3 protein-coding genes are annotated in these 3,845 nt (G+C 68.1%); all 3 read left to right on the forward strand.

All coding sequences use genetic code 11. The features are described 5' to 3' along the window. Window positions 1-143 precede the first annotated feature (143 nt). Complete coding sequence (locus Q1V78_RS05545) at window positions 144-1,760, forward strand: putative peptidoglycan glycosyltransferase FtsW (protein ID WP_300612505.1); 1,617 nt, start codon at window positions 144-146, stop codon at window positions 1,758-1,760. Between the two features lie 6 nt (window positions 1,761-1,766). Next, window positions 1,767-2,900: an undecaprenyldiphospho-muramoylpentapeptide beta-N-acetylglucosaminyltransferase gene (gene murG, locus Q1V78_RS05550; protein WP_300612507.1), complete on the forward strand. Its 1,134-nt coding sequence runs from the start codon at window positions 1,767-1,769 to the stop codon at window positions 2,898-2,900. A 120-nt stretch (window positions 2,901-3,020) separates the two neighbouring features. Continuing rightward, the coding region (gene murC, locus Q1V78_RS05555; protein ID WP_300612509.1) for a Mur ligase domain-containing protein at window positions 3,021-3,845 on the forward strand (825 nt) is incomplete at its 3' end.

Here is a 3,845-nt window from a genome sequence, read left to right on the forward strand (position 1 = left end):
CCGGGGGACAGCGTTGTCCTCGCGCCCGCGGCGGCGTCTCTGGATATGTACACAGGCATGGCACAGCGCGGCGAACTCTTCGCCGCCTACGCTAGGGGCACAGTGGCCCAGGCAAGCGCCAGCGAACGGGAGGGCGAGAGCTCATGACTATGACTTCACACCACGGCTCAGGCCGTAATCGCGCCCGGCGCCAACCCGCCCGCACCGAGTACCCTCGCCGCAGCAAGGATCAAACGTGGCCGAAGCAGGGCGGTGGCGGGCAGAACTCCACCGCCAAGGGCGTGGGCGCCAAGATCAAGGCGGTGTTGGACGCCCCGCAGCTGAACTACAAGGTGATCCTGTGCATCACCCTGTTGCTCACCGCCATTGGTTTGACGATGGTGCTGTCCTCCTCGATGGTCACCGCGCGCACCCCGGATACCTCCGTGTGGTCGGTCTTCCTCAACCAGGCCATGTACGTCGTCCTCGGCCTCGTGGTTGCCTGGCTTGCCCTGCGGATGCGGGCGGACACCATCAAGGCCATCTCCCCGTGGCTGCTCGGCCTCGCACTGTTCCTGCAGGTAGCACTATTCATCCCAGGGGTTGGTGTCGGCGCGGAAATCGGGTCCCACTCGTGGATCCGCTTCGGCTCCTTCGGTATTCAGCCCTCCGAGCTGTCCAAGGTGGCGCTGGCTGTGTGGGGTGCGGCGGAGATCAGCTCCAAGACGCGCCAGACCGACGAGTTTCGCCCCGTTCTTGGTCGCTTCCTGGCCGTGGGCACGGCCATGGTGCTTCTGGTTCTGCTGCAACAGGACCTCGGCATGATGCTCACTGTGGGCATCGTGTTGATGGCGCTGTTCTTCTTCTCCGGGGTCTCGGCCCGGCTCATCGCCCTCGTCGGCGGCGTCATCGCGCTGTTGGCCACCGGTGCGACCATCGCCCAGGCCTACCGAAGCGACCGCATCACGACGTGGAAAGACACCCTGTTCTTGAACTTCCGGGAGGGCAGCACCAGCGGGCCGTCCTACCAGTCCTATCAGGGGCTGCTGAGCCTCTCGGACGGTTCCTTGACTGGCACCGGGCTGGGCCAATCCCGCGCGAAGTGGTACTACCTGCCGGAGGCGAAAAACGACTTCATCTTCGCGATCATTGGGGAAGAACTCGGCTGGCTGGGCGCCATCGCCGTCGTCACGCTCTTCGCCTTCCTCGGCTGGTTCGGCATCCGTACCGCCTTGGCGCAGGCAGACCCGTTCTTGTCCATGCTCGCCGCAACCCTGACCTTGGGCATCGTCGTGCAGGCGCTGTACAACATTTCCTACGTCGTGGGCCTGATGCCGATGACGGGTATCCAGCTGCCGCTGATCTCCGCGGGTGGTACCTCCATGGTCATCACGCTGGGCTCGCTCGGCCTCCTCGCCAATTGTGCGCGCCATGAGCCCAAGGCGATCTCCTCGATGCAGCACGAGGGGCGCAGCCTCTTCGACCGGATGCTCCTGCTGCCGGAGCCGCTGCCGTATCGGGCCGGGGAGGAGCGTCGCATTGAGCGTCGCAACACCACTCAGCGCTACGGCCGCCCGGTCACCCGCCGGGAGTCCACCGCAGGCACCGCGGGGCAGGACGTCCGCCGCGAACGCGACCGGAACCGCCGAGCGCAGCAGCGGCTGCCACACCGCGATCGCGTGCCGGATTACGATGGCACTAATAGCTGGCACCGGCAGGAACCACTGCCGCAACGTCGAAGCCGCAGTAGCGCGAACCGCTACTCGCCGAGGAGGAAGTAGAAACCCATGTCCGACAGCACACACCGGGAGGATCATCCGGCAGGCCGGCGCACCGATTCCGCACCGTCGGTGGTCGTCGCAGGAGGCGGCACCGCTGGCCACATCGAGCCAGCACTCGCGGTCGCCGAGGCTGTGAAGCGCCTGGCCCCGAACGCCCGGATCACAGCGCTGGGAAGCCCCAAGGGACTGGAAGCCTCCATCGTGCCTGACCGCGGCTTCGACCTGCGCATGATCCCGCCCGTTCCGGTCCCCCGGAAGGTGAATAAGGACCTGTTCACCTTGCCGCTGCGTCTGAAGCAGGCCATCGATGAGACCAAGGCCCACCTCCGTGACGTCCAGGCGGACGTCCTCATCGGCTTCGGTGGCTACGTCTCCGCTCCGGCTTATCTCGCCGCCCGTTCGCTGGGAATCCCGTTCTTTGTGCACGAGGCCAATGCCCGCGCCGGCATGTCCAACAAGCTGGGCGTGCGCCTGGGCGGGACCGCGCTGGCCGCGGTGCCGGGCTCGGGGCTCAAAGGCGAGAAGATCGTGGGCATCCCGGTCAAGGAGTCCGTGTTGAACCTCGACCGCGCAGCGCTGCGCGCCGAGGCTCGCGAGTTCTTTGGCCTTGACCCCGAGGGGCCAGTCCTGCTGGTCACCGGTGGTTCCCAGGGCGCGGCCAGCATCAACCGCGGGGTCGTCGACGCCGCCGATGCCCTCCACGAGGCGGGCGTGGGCGTCCTCCACGCCTTCGGCAAGAAGAACGAGATCACCGCGCCTGAATTCGACGCCGCGCCCCGCTACCGGGCGGTGCCGTACATCGACCGCATGGATCTCGCGCTCGCCGCAGCCGACGCCGTCCTGTGCCGCGCGGGCGCGATGACCGTCGCCGAGGTCTCCGCCGTCGGCCTGCCTGGCATCTACGTCCCGCTGCCGCACGGCAACGGAGAGCAGGAGCTCAACGCCCGCCCCGTCGTCGACGCCGGTGGCGGGGTGATTGCCCCCGACGCCGAGCTCGACGGCGCGCGCGTCGCCTCGGAGGTCACCGCGCTGCTCGGCGACGAGCAGCGCCTCGCCCAGGCCAGCGCGGCCGCCGAGTCCGCCGGTCACCGCGATGCCGCGGACGAGATCGCCCGCGCCCTGCTTACCGCCGCTGGCTAGGCGCCCGTACCCAGGTCGACCGGACGCCGGGCCGCAGCACCAGCAGGTGGCCTCGCCCGGCGCGACCACTACGACACCCCTTTCAAGGCAACAGCCCTTCCCACGAAGATTGAGGATCCCATGACCACGCAGCCTGAACAGATTGATCTGAGCCGCACCCACATGGTGGGCATCGGCGGGGCCGGGATGTCCGGCATCGCCCGAATCCTGCTCTCCCGGGGCTACAGCGTGACCGGCTCCGACATGAAGGACTCCCGCAGCGTTCTGGCGCTGCGTGCGGCCGGAGCGGAGGTCGCCATCGGACACGACGCCGCCAACGTCACCGGTAGCGCGGAGCTGCCGACGGTTGTCGTGACCTCCTTCGCCGCGATTCCGCAGGATAACCCCGAGCTCACTGCCGCCCGCGAGGCCGGGACCCCCATCGTCCGCCGCTCCGACGTGCTCGCCGCCCTCATGGTTGATCGTCGCGCGTTCCTGCTGGCGGGCACCCACGGGAAGACCTCCACGACCTCGATGGCAGTGGTGGGCGTGCAAGCCGCCGGCCTCGATCCATCTTTCGCCATCGGCGGGCAGTTGAATCGCGCGGGCACGAACGCCCACCACGGCACCGGGGAGATCTTCATCGCCGAGGCCGATGAGTCCGATGGCTCCTTCCTCTCCTATAGCCCGGAGGTCGCAGTGATCACGAATATCGAGCCGGATCACCTCGACTACTACGGCACCGAAGAGGCCTATGTGGCGATCTTCGACGAGTTCGCCACGAAGGTCACCCCGGGTGGCTACCTGGTGTGCTGCCTCGACGACCCGGGCGCTGCCGCGCTGGCAGCCCGGGTCCGCGCGGCGGGCGCGGAACCCGCCGTGGTCGGCTACGGCACCCGCGCTGCCGCTGATCAGCACCCGGATATCCCGGCCGCCGCGATCATCGAGGAGATGGTCCCCGATGCG

Origin of the sequence: Corynebacterium sp. (genome assembly GCF_030152825.1) — a bacterium.
Taxonomy (GTDB): domain Bacteria; phylum Actinomycetota; class Actinomycetes; order Mycobacteriales; family Mycobacteriaceae; genus Corynebacterium.

Excerpts from the sequence above, each read along its gene's own strand:
- Q1V78_RS05545 (WP_300612505.1), top strand. The coding sequence starts at position 144 with ATGACTATGACTTCACACCACGGCTCAGGCCGTAATCGCGCCCGGCGC.
- murG (WP_300612507.1), top strand. The coding sequence starts at position 1,767 with ATGTCCGACAGCACACACCGGGAGGATCATCCGGCAGGCCGGCGCACC.